Raw genomic sequence first — 11,253 nt, 5'->3', positions numbered from 1 at the left:
CACCCCGGCTTACCCACAGACTCGCACCCCTTATCCACAGAACCGGACAGCTGAATCAGAGAATCCAAGCATAAGGAATCGCAGCCCCCCCCCTTCCTCTTGCCAAAAATACCCCGGGGCAGACCCAAACGGCCAACGACACTGCCACAAACAAAAAAAGCGCCGCGGTAACGCGGCGCCTTTAAAAGAACCAATCGCCCTGAATTCAAACTACGTGCTGCGGGACAGGGGTGTCAGTTTCAGCTGACGCGCCCCGGGCAGGCGCAGCGCCAGAAGCAAGAGCACCAAGGCAAGATAGACCAGCGGCTCCAGCTGGAACCCTTTTGCCAGCAGCACAAAGTGAATGGCCCCCAGCAGGCCGGCCGCATAAGTCAGGCGGTGCAGCTTTGGCCAGTTGCGGCCCAGCTTGCGGACCGACAGGTTGTTGGAGGTCGCCGCCAGCGGCAGCATCAGGACAAAAGCCCCCATGCCGATGGTGATGTAAGGCCGTTTGGCAATGTCCGCGAGGATCTGCCCGAGGATCTGCACATCCAGGACCAGCCAGACCAGCAGGTGGCACAGCACATAGAAGAAGCACAAAAGACCGATCGCCCGGCGGAATTTCATCAGGTTCAGACCCAAAAGGTGCCGGGCAGGTGAAACGGCCAGCGTCAGGATCAGCAGCTGCAGCGCCAGCTCGCCGTATTCATGCTCCAGCGCCTTGATCGGCTCCACCCCAAGCCCGCCGGTGAGCCCCTGATAGAACAGCCAGGGCGCCGGCAGCGCCCCGATCAAGTACACCGCCCAAACCGGCAGGCGGCGCAGCAGCTGGTTCACGGATCCCATCACTCAGACCCCTTCAGAAATATTCCGCCAGATCCATGCCGTCATACATGGAGGCGACCTCGGCCTCATAGCCGTTGAACATCAGCGTCGGCTGGCGGCTGGCAAACAGACCGCCGCCGATGCGGCGCTCGCTGGCCTGGCTCCAGCGCGGATGCGAGACATTGGGGTTCACATTACTATAGAAGCCGTACTCGCGGGGGTTGGCAACGTTCCAGCTGGCCGGCGGCTCCTGATCGGTCAGGGTGATGCGCACCACCGACTTGATCGACTTGAAACCGTATTTCCACGGCACCACCAGCCGAAGCGGCGCGCCGTTCTGATTGGGCAGCGGCTTGCCGAAGATGCCCGTCGCCATCATGGCCAGCGGGTGCATCGCCTCATCCAGGCGCAGCCCTTCGCGGTAGGGCCAGTCGAGCACCTTATAGGCGGTGCCGGGCATCTCGGACGGGCGGTAGAGGGTTTCGAACGCCACATATTTGGCGCCGTCCTGCACGCCCGCCAGGTTCAGCAGGTCGGCCAGCTCAAACCCCTGCCAGGGCACCACCATCGACCAGGCCTCGACACAGCGGAAGCGGTAGATGCGCTCCTCCAGCGTCATCTCGCCCAGGATCTGCTCAAAGGAATAGTCGCCCGGCTTGTCCACCAGCCCGTCAATCCTGACGCTCCAGGGCCGGGTGGTCATCCGGTCCGCGTATTTGGACGGATCCCCCTTGCCGGTGCCAAACTCATAGAAGTTGCAGTAATTGGTCACCTCGTCCCAGGTATTGGGCTCCAGCGCCTCTTCCGCGTGCGCGCCAGTGCCCAGCGCCGCGGCCAGACCGGTGCCCGCCAGCCCCGCCATGATCTGGCGGCGGTTCCAGAACGCGGCCTCCGGGGTTGCATCTGCAAGGGTCAAGTCATTGGTCCAGCGGCGCGCCATCTGCGTCTCCTGATAATTCGGGTCTCTCTTCAGGTAACGGTCCCGTGCGCAAAACCCAAAACATATCCTGTAACGACTGCGCGAGAGATCTGTAACGTAGCAGCTCTTTCTTCATCCCGCGTAAACCCGGGGCCGGCACAGCCGCGCCGGCGCCAGGGCCGGGTGCAGGGGCAAGACCAGGGCCGGGGCCGCGGCATTTTTCCTGCTGGAAGATATGTTCGACCCATGCAAAAATCACGATATGTCAGCCCCGTTTCCACCCGCCCCGCACCCCGTTTCAGCGTCAGGAGAGATTTCATGAAAACGCGTGCCGCCGCAGCAGTTCTTGCGCTGTTCATCCATCCCGCCAGCGCGCAGGAGATGGTCAGCTACACCACGCCTCTTTCCTTCGATGACGTCGTCTTCGGGCTGGAGAACGCCATCACCAACCGGGGGCTGCGGGTCGACCACATCAGCCATGTGGGCGACATGCTGGAACGCACCCGGGCCGATGTGGGCTCTGACGTCGTGCTGTTCGAAGATGCCCAGGTGTTCTCCTTCTGCTCCGCCAAACTGTCGCGGCAGGTGATGGAGGCCAACCCGATGAACATCACCTTCTGCCCCTATGACATCTTTGTCGCCCAGCGCCCCGGCGCCGCCAGCGTCACCATCGGCTTCCGCGCCTTTCCCGAGGGCGAGATGCAGGCCGTTCAGGAGCTGCTTGACGGCATTGTGACCGAAGCAATCGAGGAATAAGCCGCCGCCTGCCGATTTTCCCCGCTGCGCAGCACGGCGGCTTTGGCTATGCTGGCCGGAAACAGAAATTCCGGCACGGGCAGATAGACATGAAATCCCTCTTTGCTTCCCTGATGCTGCTGGCGGCCGCCGTGCTGGCCGGCTGCAGCGCAGGCCCCACCGCAACCCGAAACGATGTCGAGGCGCTGTCCCTTGCCATCCAGTCGCTGGATGCTGGCGTGGACCCGGATGAAGCCGCCCGCGCGGCTGAGATCGCCTATAGCCACTCTGCCCGGCTGGCCGAGCAGTATAATGTCACCACCTCGCCGATCATCCACAACACGCTGGTGAACAGCGGCGTCAAGGAGCGCGGCATCTGCGTGCATTACGCGGAGGACATGCAGGCGCGGCTCAATCAAGAGAATTTCCAGACCCTCACGATGCTGCGCGCCATTGCCGAGCCGAAAAGCGATTTCCGCATCGACCACTCGACCGCGGTAATTGCCGCTAAAGGGGACGGCATCTACGAGGGCATCGTGCTCGACCCCTGGCGCTATGGCGGCAAGCTTTTCTGGTCAGAGACCACCGAAGACCCCCGGTATGACTGGGAGCCACGTTTGAAGGTGCTGCGCCGGAAGTACGAGCGGCGGGTGGCGAAGGAAGCGGTGGAGTAAAACTTGTCCCAGATTCGGCCCGGTCAGTGAAAAAGCGCTGCCAGCGTCCGGCCCGAGGGTTGGGCGTGAAGCGCCCGACCCGTGGGGTCGGGACGGGCGCTGGCCCGGGCCAAAGGCCTGTACCCATCCAAAGCAATCCGCTGCGCTGCCCCAATGCCCGCCATCGCTTTGCTGATGCTCTTCATCATGTTAGCTGAGCGGAATGTGGTTTGAGTTTCTCAGCAAACTAAAAAGGTCGAAGTGGCTGCCTTGGGTTGGCACTGCTCCTTTTATCATCCTGCCGCTCGCGCTCATCCGTGACGGAGAGATACGGCAGGGCATGGGGACTTTTTTGTTTTTCGGCAGTATGTGGGTTGGGATTATTGCTGGCGGCCACGCTGCCAACATTATTACCACTCACATTCTATCGGTTTCACAGGATGCCGGAAAGCGGCTGGCCGCTGCCTTCCGCGCCTTTGCTTTCCTGTTTCTTCCTCCTGTGGCGGCCTATTGGTCCAACAACCACATGAACACCGAAATTGAGGTTCTCTCACTAGGAGCCCACCTTCTGTGGGCTTTGGCCGGGGGCGCAGTTTTCTATTGCGCCAATCCCAACGATAAAGATTCAGAGACATACCCGATCACCAAGGCAAACCCCAAAAGCGCCTTTTTTGGAAAGCCCGCCATCTCTGGCGGGCTTTCCTCAATCTCTACCCCTCAATGCACCACGGCATCGTCTGGCCTGGGCCTCTCTGACGTTCCCAGCCGGTCACCGATGATCAGCCCGTCGCTGCCAGCCGAAACCGGGACGGTGTCGCCGTCCTTGATCTCACCGCCCAGCAGCGCTTCGGCGAGGGGGTTCTGCAGGGCACGCTGGATCACCCGCTTCAGGGGCCGGGCGCCGAACACCGGGTCATAGCCCTCATCCGCCAGCCAAGTCTTGGCGGCCTCGTCCAGCTCCAGCCCGATTTTGCGGCCGGCCAGCCGTTTCAGCAGCCGCGCCAGCTGGATCTCGACAATGCCATCCATATCGGCACGCGCCAGACGGTCAAAGATGATGGTCTCATCCAGGCGGTTCAGGAACTCGGGCCGGAAATGCGCCTTGACCGCATCCATCACATCGCGCCGTGCGTCCGCCGCGTCGGCACCCTCGGGCAGCTGGCTCAGCGCCTGCGCGCCAAGGTTCGAGGTCAGGATGATCAGCGTCTGCTTGAAGTCCACGGTGCGGCCCTGCCCATCGGTCAGCATGCCGTCATCCAGCACCTGCAACAGCACGTTGAACACATCCGGATGCGCCTTTTCGACCTCGTCGAACAGCACCACCTGATAGGGGCGGCGGCGCACGGCTTCGGTCAGCACCCCGCCCTCGTCATAACCGACATAGCCCGGCGGTGCGCCGATCAGACGGGCGACCGAATGCTTCTCCATGAACTCCGACATATCAATGCGCACCATCGCGTGCTCATCGTCGAACAGGAAACCGGCAACCGCCTTGGTCAGCTCCGTCTTGCCAACGCCGGTCGGCCCGAGGAACAGGAAGGAACCCAGCGGCCGGTTCTCGTCGTTCAAGCCAGCGCGCGCCCGGCGCACCGCATTGGCAACGGCGGTGACAGCCGCATTCTGGCCGATCACCCGGCGGTGCAGCTCATCTTCCATGCGCAGCAGCTTCTCGCGCTCGCCCTCCAGCATCTTGGAGGTCGGAATGCCGGTCCAGCGCTCCACCACCTCGGCGATCTGCGCAGGCCGCACGGCTTCCTCGACCATCAGGCCCTTTTCCTCGCGGCCCTCGGCATCCGCCAATTGCTTCTCCAGCTCCGGGATCACGCCATAAGACAGCTCGCCTGCGCGGGCCAGATTGCCCTCCCGCTTGGCGATCTCCAGATCGGCGCGGGCACGGTCCAGCTGCTCCTTCAGGTCGCGGGCCGAGGCCAGCTTGTCCCGTTCCGACTGCCACTGCGCGGTCATCTCGGCGGATTGCTCCTGCAGGTCCGAGAGTTCCTTCTGCAGCGTCGTTAGCCGGTCCTTGGAGGCCGCATCATCCTCCAGCTTCAGCGCCTCTTCCTCGATCTGCATCTGCAGGATCTGCCGGTCCAGCGCATCCAGCGCCTCAGGCTTGCTGTCCACCTGCATCCGCAGGCGCGAGGCCGCCTCATCCACCAGGTCAATCGCCTTATCCGGCAGGAAGCGGTCGGTGATATAGCGGTTCGACAGCGTCGCCGCCGAAACCAGCGCCGCATCGGCAATCCGCACCCCGTGGTGCAGCTCGTACTTCTCCTTGATGCCGCGCAGGATCGACACGGTGTCCTCCACCGTCGGCTCGGTCACCATGACGGGCTGGAAGCGGCGGGCAAGCGCTGCGTCCTTCTCCACATATTTGCGGTATTCATCCAGCGTGGTCGCGCCGACACAGTGCAGCTCGCCGCGCGCCAGGGCCGGCTTGATCAGGTTGGCCGCATCCATCGCGCCATCCGATTTGCCTGCCCCGACCAGCGTGTGCATCTCATCAATGAACAGGATGATCTCGCCCGCGGCCTCAGTGACCTCGGTCAGCACCGCCTTCAGGCGTTCCTCGAACTCGCCGCGGTATTTCGCACCGGCAATCAGCGCGCCCATGTCCAGCGACAAGAGCTGCTTGTCACGCAGGCTTTCCGGCACATCGCCGTTGACGATGCGCAGCGCCATGCCCTCGGCAATCGCCGTCTTGCCCACGCCCGGCTCGCCGATCAGCACCGGATTGTTCTTGGTCCGGCGGCTCAGCACCTGCATCGAGCGGCGGATTTCCTCGTCACGCCCGATGATCGGGTCGATCTTGCCCTCGCGCGCCGCCTCGGTCAGGTCGCGCGCGTATTTCTTCAGCGCGTCATAGCCTTCCTCAGCCGTTGCCGAGTCTGCGGTGCGCCCCTTGCGGATATCGTTGATCGCCTCATTCAGCTTCTGCGCTGTGACGGCGCCGGCCTCCAGGGCCTCCTTCGCCTTGGATTTCACCATGCACAGCGCCATCAGCAGACGCTCAACCGGGACAAAGCTGTCGCCCGCCTTCTCGGCAATCTTGGCGGCCTCATCCAGCACCTTGGCGGTCTGCCCATCCAGATAGATCTGGGCCGCATCGCCGCTCACCTTGGGCTGCTTGGCGACAGCAGCCTCCACCGCCTCCGCGACACGTGCAGGCGCGCCGCCCGCGCGGGAGATCAGGTTGCTCGCCAGCCCCTGATCATCATCCATCAGTGCTTTCAGAATATGCTCCGGCACCAGCCGCTGGTGCCCCTCGCGCATCGCAATGGTCTGCGCGGCCTGCACGAATCCCCGTGCACGCTCCGTGAACTTGTTCAAGTCCATCTTGCTCTCCTTTATCAAGCGCCCTGTCTTTGGCAGCGCCCGCTAGGCGGCACGCCCCGGTCCGGGCCTCAAGGTTCAATTTGGGAAGCGATCCCGCCGCTTCAACCCATAGTCTCCGCAAAAGGTGAGCAAATCCCTGACCTGCGTCAACTTTGCACCCAGCCCGCCGCCACCGGGCGCAACCGCGCCCCGCGCCAGCGCGGCGCCCGGCCCAATACTGCAATCTGTCCCGCAGGGGCAGCTTCAGGTGCGGGAGCGCCCCGCTGCGCCTTGCCGAACCGCCGCCCCTTGCGTATGAAACGCCAGTTTCACGCCGAACCGCCACCAAAGGACCCCGCCATGACCCAAGCCCCGCGCGCCGACGACCGCCTGATTGTTGCTATGGATGTCCCCAATGCAATCGCGGGCCTCAAGCTGGCCGAGCAGCTGGGCGATGCGGTCTCTTTTTACAAGATCGGGCTGGGAATGCTGACTGGCGGCGGGCTGGCGCTGGCCAATGAGCTGAAGCAGGAACACGGCAAGCGCATCTTCCTCGACATGAAACTGTTCGACATCGGCGCAACCGTGGAAAACGCGGTGCGCGGCCTGGCGCAGTTCGACCTCGACTTCCTCACCGTGCATGGCGACCCTTATGTGGTGCGCGCCGCCAAGGAAGGTGCCTCAGGTAAGGACCTCAAGATCCTTGCCGTCACCATTCTCACTTCGCTGGACCGCCAGGACCTGGATGGCGCGCTGATAAAAGACGGTGCAGTGCGGGACTTGGTGCTGGAACGTGCAGGCAATGCCTTTGCCGCCGGCGCTGACGGCGTCATCGCCAGCCCGCAGGAGGCCGCCCTGATCCGCGCCCTGCCCGAGGCGGAGGGCAAGCTGATCGTGACCCCGGGCGTCCGCCCCGCCGGTGCCGCCCTTGGCGACCAGAAGCGCGTCGCCACCCCGGCCAATGCCATTGCCGATGGCGCCGACCACATCGTGGTGGGCCGCCCGGTCTGGCAGGCCGAAAGCCCCCGCGCTGCGGCTGAAGCCATCCTGGCCGAACTGGCCGGCACGCAAGCCTGACAGCTGAACCGCAGTTGAAACACTCCGTTCAGGTGTGATTTGCCTGCGCCGGCGGCGGTGCAGGCCGCTTCCGCCTAAAAATTAGGCAGAAATAAATCTTTTGCGCTAAGCATATGCCGCCACCTCTGGCTATGGCGCAAAAGTATAGTGACGCTACGTCAACTCCCTCATTTCGCTCAAGAAACCCGCCAGAGCCAGGCGTTCTGCGCCAAATCGTCCTGTGCCCAAAAAACCACACAGGATTTGCCGCTGGCTGCCCGCTGCCCCCGCATTCTTTGCGAAACAGCGGCGCCTGCGCGATTCTATGACCGAGACACTCCCCAGACGGGCTTTTCTTCCTGAGACCCGTCACCTTCCCCCCGCATACCAGCGGGGGATCTTTCTTTTCAGGCCACAGTCACACAGACCGCACCGCAAGGTATTCCCGCAGCCGTTCCGCAAAATGCGGCACCGCCAGCGGGTGCGCGCAATAGGCCTCCGGCGCCATCAAGGCCCAGCCCTGCCCTTCGTTGCCAAACCGGATGTCCGCAGCCGCTGCCGCAGGCAGATGCGCGGCAAAGAACCAGACCCGCCCGTGCGGCCGCTGGTACGCTCTGGACCAGATCAGCACATCCGGCTTCAGCACAAGCCCCACCTCTTCATAGGTCTCGCGCAGCGCACAAGCCGCCGGGCTTTCCTCCGCCTCGCGCCCGCCGCCGGGCAGGTCCCAATGGCCCGGATAGGGAATATCCGGCTTGTCATCGCGCTGGATGACCAGCAGATCCTGCCTTAGAAACACCGCCAGCTTTGCGCCGGCAAAATTGTCGCCTGATGCTGTCATGATCTGTCACTTGGCAACCTGCCGCGCTAAAGACAAGGCCTTCGACGCAAGCTAGACTTACCCTGTCCGAAATCAGCGACCGCCCGATGCACGCCCTCTGCCGAGACTGCCTGAGCCAGATCCCTTCCGCCCGGCGCTGCCCCCATTGCGGCAGCCCGCGGATCAAGGCGCATGCGGAGCTGTTCGCCCTCACCATCGCCCATATGGATTGCGATGCTTTCTATGCCAGCGTCGAAAAACGCGACAATCCGGAACTGGCCACCAAGCCGGTGATCATCGGCGGCGGCAAGCGCGGCGTGGTCTCCACCGCCTGCTATGTCGCCCGCATCCGCGGCGTGCGCTCCGCCATGCCGATGTTTCAGGCGCTCAAGCTCTGCCCCGATGCGGTGGTGATCAAGCCAAGGATGAGCGTCTACGTCGAAGTCAGCCGCGCAATCCGCAAGATGATGAATGAGCTGACCCCGGACGTGGAGCCGCTATCGCTGGACGAGGCCTTCATGGATCTCACCGGCACCGAAAAGCTGCATGGCGCACCGCCCGCAGTGATGCTGGCGCGGCTGGTCAAACGCATGAAGGATGAGCTGGGCGTGACCGGCTCCATCGGCCTTTCCCACAACAAGTTCCTGGCCAAGGTTGCCTCTGATCTCGACAAGCCGCGCGGGTTCTCGGTGATCGGCAAGGCGGAGACAGACGATTTCCTGCGCGAAAAACCGGTGCGGCTGATCTGGGGCATCGGCCCGGCCGCGCAGGAAAACCTGGATAAGGCCGGCATCCGGACCTTCTCAGACCTGTTGCGCTGGGACCGCGACGCCCTGCACAGCCGCTTCGGCTCCATGGGCGACCGGCTGTGGCATCTGGCCCGCGGCCAGGACCGGCGCCGGGTCTCTGCGCATGAGCCGATCAAGTCGATCTCCAATGAGACCACCTTCTTTGAGGACACCGCCTGCCTGGAGGTGCTCGACGGCCACCTGTGGCGGCTGGCTGAGAAAGTCTCGGACCGGGCCAAGGCGCGGGAGCTGGCGGGCCGGGTGGTGACGCTCAAGCTGAAACGCGCCAACCATTCGGCGCTGACCCGGCGCGTCACCCTGCGCAGCCCGACCCAGATCGCAGACCGAATCTACCGCACCGCCCGCGGGCTGCTGGATCAGGTCGGCAACGAAGGCCCCTACCGGCTTTTGGGTTGCGGCATCTCGGATCTGGTGCCCGAATCGCAGGCCGATGAAACCGGCGATCTGCTGGATCCCCAAGCAGGCCAGCGGGCGGAAGCAGAGCGTGCCACCGACGCCATCCGCAAACGGTTCGGCGAAAGCGCGATCCTCAAGGGCCGCGCCCTGCGCTGACCCGCGGGCCGGCGGCGCCTACTCCGCCGCCAGCGGCAGCTCTTCGCGCCCGATTGCGGCAATCTCCGCCACCACTTGGCGGAGCAGGGCCTGCATCCGGCCGAAATTGGCATTTGGCAGGATATTGGCCTCATCCATATACAAGGCCCGGTCAATTTCGATCTGAACCGCATGCTGCTGCCGGGATGGCCGGCCGTATGTCTGGGCAATATAGGCCCCGGCAAAAGGCGTGTTGCGGGCGACCTTCAGGCCGGCAGCCGCAAAAGCCGCCTCAATCCGGTCGACAATCTCACTGGCGGCAGCGGCTCCGAACCGGTCCCCCAGCACCACCTCGGGCTTGCCGGACCTGCCTTGGGCCATTGTCTCGACCGCCTCATGCGGCATGGAATGGCAATCCACCAGAATCGCCTGGCCGAACTGCCGCTGTGCTTGCTCCAAAAGCCCTTTCAGCGCTGTGTGGTAGGGCTGCCAATAGCAGCGGATCCGCCGCTCCGCCTCAGCCATCGGCAGCTTGCCCCGGTAAATAGCGCGGCCATTGGCAACCACCCGGGGAATCACCCCCAGCCCCGACGCCACCCGCGGGTTCTGCCCCCGCTTCTGCACGCCTTCGATCAGCGCCGGGTCCAGCTCATCGGGCGACCGGTTCAGGTCCAGATAGGCCCGCGGCTTCGCCGCCGTCAGCAGCGGTGCGCCGAATTCGGGCACAGCGGCAAACAATTGGTCGACAAAAGCATCCTCGGAGCTGCGGATCGCCTTCCGCCCCAGAATCGACTGTGCCAGAAAGGAATCGGAATAGTCCGTGCCGCTGTGCGGAGAGGCAAAAACCACCGCCGAGGCCAGTTTCTGCGGCGAAATCACGGAAAACGCTGTGTCAGGCATCCTTGCTCCGGTGCTTCTTCTGCAAGAAACAGCATAGAGCGGAAATTTCTGCGGTCAAAAGCTCTTGCACCTCTGCGCGACTCTATTTATAGACCCCCTCACCGGCGCGGCACCCCGCGCCCCTTTCACTTCTAAGGGGCAGGAGGCAGCGCAGGCCAGAGTGGGCGATTAGCTCAGCGGTAGAGCACTTCGTTGACATCGAAGGGGTCACAAGTTCGATCCTTGTATCGCCCACCATTCATTCACTGCTTCGGCTCCGGCCCAAGCACCCGCTAACCCAGGCGCTGGTTCGCGCCGCAGACAAGGAGAGAGGCCATGAAGGTCAAGAACTCGCTCCGTTCGCTGAAGAACCGGCACCGCGACTGCCGGGTTGTGCGCCGTAAGGGCCGCGTGTACGTGATCAACAAGACCCAGCGCAAGTTCAAAGCGCGCCAGGGCTAAGATCCGCACCAGCGACATGCAGAAAACCGCATCATCCGATGCGGTTTTTTTGCGTTTGAGGGCAAGCTTTCGCGGCATTCGGCAAAGGCGGTACTCCCGCACCCGCAGATCCCCCGGCTGGTGCCGGGCGCTACTTGGCGGCCTTGGGGGGGGGGGGGGGGGGAGGGGAGGGGGGGGGGAGAGAGCAAAGAGGGGGAAGTGTGGGAAAAAAAAAAAAAGAAGGAGAGGGAATAGACCCCACCCAGCGCAACCGAGGTCAGGGTTTGTGTG

10 protein-coding genes and 1 tRNA gene are annotated in these 11,253 nt (G+C 63.5%); 6 read left to right on the top strand and 5 right to left on the bottom strand.

The features are described from left to right. Positions 1 to 210: 210 nt before the first annotated feature. Together msrQ and msrP are read right to left on the bottom strand one after the other, a co-directional pair. Complete coding sequence (msrQ, locus tag ACXAHG_RS22905) at positions 211 to 825, bottom strand: protein-methionine-sulfoxide reductase heme-binding subunit MsrQ (protein WP_475061052.1); 615 nt, start codon at positions 823 to 825, stop codon at positions 211 to 213. Between the two features lie 13 nt (positions 826 to 838). Next, positions 839 to 1,744 carry a protein-methionine-sulfoxide reductase catalytic subunit MsrP gene (gene msrP / locus ACXAHG_RS22900; protein WP_475040363.1) on the bottom strand — a complete coding sequence of 302 codons (906 nt, stop codon included), beginning with the start codon at positions 1,742 to 1,744 and terminating at the stop codon, positions 839 to 841. A 297-nt stretch (positions 1,745 to 2,041) separates the two neighbouring features. Between msrP and ACXAHG_RS22895 the strand changes: the two genes are divergently transcribed. Next, on the top strand, positions 2,042 to 2,479 hold the full coding sequence (locus tag ACXAHG_RS22895) for a DUF302 domain-containing protein (protein WP_475040361.1): 438 nt from the start codon (positions 2,042 to 2,044) through the stop codon (positions 2,477 to 2,479). 89 nt (positions 2,480 to 2,568) lie between these two features. Continuing rightward, a complete protein-coding gene (locus ACXAHG_RS22890; protein ID WP_475061049.1) occupies positions 2,569 to 3,132 on the top strand; it encodes a hypothetical protein in 564 nt (187 codons plus the stop codon). Between the two features lie 696 nt (positions 3,133 to 3,828). On the opposite strand, the gene clpB is transcribed toward ACXAHG_RS22890, so the two are convergent. Further along, on the bottom strand, positions 3,829 to 6,447 hold the full coding sequence (gene clpB / locus ACXAHG_RS22885; protein WP_475061047.1) for an ATP-dependent chaperone ClpB: 2,619 nt from the start codon (positions 6,445 to 6,447) through the stop codon (positions 3,829 to 3,831). Positions 6,448 to 6,786: 339 nt separating this feature from the next. Between clpB and pyrF the strand changes: the two genes are divergently transcribed. Continuing rightward, positions 6,787 to 7,503, top strand: coding sequence for an orotidine-5'-phosphate decarboxylase (gene pyrF, locus ACXAHG_RS22880; protein WP_475061044.1), 717 nt, complete (start codon positions 6,787 to 6,789; stop codon positions 7,501 to 7,503). 397 nt (positions 7,504 to 7,900) lie between these two features. On the opposite strand, the gene ACXAHG_RS22875 is transcribed toward pyrF, so the two are convergent. Further along, positions 7,901 to 8,323, bottom strand: a complete 423-nt coding sequence (locus ACXAHG_RS22875; protein ID WP_475061042.1) for an NUDIX hydrolase — start codon at positions 8,321 to 8,323, stop codon at positions 7,901 to 7,903. An 86-nt stretch (positions 8,324 to 8,409) separates the two neighbouring features. Between ACXAHG_RS22875 and ACXAHG_RS22870 the strand changes: the two genes are divergently transcribed. Then, a complete protein-coding gene (locus ACXAHG_RS22870; RefSeq protein WP_475061039.1) occupies positions 8,410 to 9,663 on the top strand; it encodes a DNA polymerase IV in 1,254 nt (417 codons plus the stop codon). A gap of 18 nt (positions 9,664 to 9,681) precedes the next feature. Here the strand turns inward: ACXAHG_RS22870 and ACXAHG_RS22865 are convergent, their stop codons facing one another. Further along, a complete protein-coding gene (locus tag ACXAHG_RS22865; RefSeq protein WP_475061036.1) occupies positions 9,682 to 10,542 on the bottom strand; it encodes an N-formylglutamate amidohydrolase in 861 nt (286 codons plus the stop codon). Between the two features lie 162 nt (positions 10,543 to 10,704). Between ACXAHG_RS22865 and ACXAHG_RS22860 the strand changes: the two genes are divergently transcribed. Together ACXAHG_RS22860 and ykgO are read left to right on the top strand one after the other, a co-directional pair. Beyond that, positions 10,705 to 10,779 (top strand) — tRNA-Val (locus tag ACXAHG_RS22860). A gap of 78 nt (positions 10,780 to 10,857) precedes the next feature. Then, positions 10,858 to 10,983 (top strand): type B 50S ribosomal protein L36, encoded by a 126-nt coding sequence (gene ykgO, locus ACXAHG_RS22855; RefSeq protein ID WP_005648635.1) that lies wholly within the window; start codon positions 10,858 to 10,860, stop codon positions 10,981 to 10,983. The last annotated feature ends 270 nt before the right edge of the window (positions 10,984 to 11,253 follow it).

This window comes from Leisingera sp. ABD4_442 (genome assembly GCF_056160905.1).
The sequence above is the reverse complement of the archived record's forward strand: the minus strand, read 5'-3'. Positions and strand labels throughout refer to the sequence as shown.

Excerpts from the sequence above, each read along its gene's own strand:
- msrP (WP_475040363.1), bottom strand. The coding sequence starts at position 1,744 with ATGGCGCGCCGCTGGACCAATGACTTGACCCTTGCAGATGCAACCCCG.
- ACXAHG_RS22895 (WP_475040361.1), top strand. The coding sequence starts at position 2,042 with ATGAAAACGCGTGCCGCCGCAGCAGTTCTTGCGCTGTTCATCCATCCC.
- pyrF (WP_475061044.1), top strand. The coding sequence starts at position 6,787 with ATGACCCAAGCCCCGCGCGCCGACGACCGCCTGATTGTTGCTATGGAT.
- ACXAHG_RS22890 (WP_475061049.1), top strand. The coding sequence starts at position 2,569 with ATGAAATCCCTCTTTGCTTCCCTGATGCTGCTGGCGGCCGCCGTGCTG.
- ACXAHG_RS22870 (WP_475061039.1), top strand. The coding sequence starts at position 8,410 with ATGCACGCCCTCTGCCGAGACTGCCTGAGCCAGATCCCTTCCGCCCGG.
- ACXAHG_RS22875 (WP_475061042.1), bottom strand. The coding sequence starts at position 8,323 with ATGACAGCATCAGGCGACAATTTTGCCGGCGCAAAGCTGGCGGTGTTT.
- ykgO (WP_005648635.1), top strand. The coding sequence starts at position 10,858 with ATGAAGGTCAAGAACTCGCTCCGTTCGCTGAAGAACCGGCACCGCGAC.
- clpB (WP_475061047.1), bottom strand. The coding sequence starts at position 6,447 with ATGGACTTGAACAAGTTCACGGAGCGTGCACGGGGATTCGTGCAGGCC.
- ACXAHG_RS22865 (WP_475061036.1), bottom strand. The coding sequence starts at position 10,542 with ATGCCTGACACAGCGTTTTCCGTGATTTCGCCGCAGAAACTGGCCTCG.
- msrQ (WP_475061052.1), bottom strand. The coding sequence starts at position 825 with ATGGGATCCGTGAACCAGCTGCTGCGCCGCCTGCCGGTTTGGGCGGTG.